Annotated in this window: 1 protein-coding gene; it reads left to right on the top strand. The window is 70.3% G+C overall.

Features of this window, described 5'->3' with window-relative positions; genetic code table 11:
* Nucleotides 1-647, top strand: a 647-nt coding sequence (locus tag DU29_RS01000000130760; protein WP_033051120.1) for a DUF3363 domain-containing protein, incomplete at both ends; no start/stop codon positions are given.

Here is a 647-nt window from a genome sequence, read left to right as displayed (position 1 = left end):
TGGCCGGGTGCAGATCGAGCGCTTCAATGAGCCCCGCCTGCAACGCCAGCGGCTGCTGCTGATCGGCCGACTCCAACGCTTGCAGCGCCTGGGCCTGGCTGACGAGACGCAGCCCGGCACCTGGGCCGTGCATGCCGACGCGGAGAAGACCTTGCGCGCCTTGGGCGAGCGTGGTGACATCATCCGCACCATGCAGCGCGCCATGAGCGGCCAGCCGCGCGAGCTGGCGGTGTTTGAGCCCGGCGACGACGGCCGCACCATCGTCGGCCGCGTGGCCGGCAAGGGGCTGGCCGACGAGCTGCACGACCGCGGCTATCTGGTCATCGACGGCGTGGACGGCAAGGCCCACTACGTCGCTTTGAACGCCCGCGTCGAGCTGGCGAACTATCCCACCGGAGCCGTGGTGGAGGTACGCGGTTCCACCGAGGTGCGGGCGGCCGACAAGAACATCGCCGCGCTGGCGAGCGATGGCCTGTACCGCGCCGATCATCACCTGGCGATCGAGCAAGGCCGAGCCAAGCCCGGCCGCGACCCGCAGGAGGTCGTCGCGGCCCATGTCCGCCGACTGGAAGCCCTGCGCCGGGCCGGCATCGTGGAACGTGTGGCTGATGGACTATGGAAGGTGCCGGACGACCTGGCCGAACGTG

Source organism: Pseudomonas sp. Ant30-3 (assembly GCF_000690905.1).
GTDB lineage: Bacteria > Pseudomonadota > Gammaproteobacteria > Pseudomonadales > Pseudomonadaceae > Aquipseudomonas.
The sequence above is the reverse complement of the archived record's forward strand: the minus strand, read 5'-3'. Positions and strand labels throughout refer to the sequence as shown.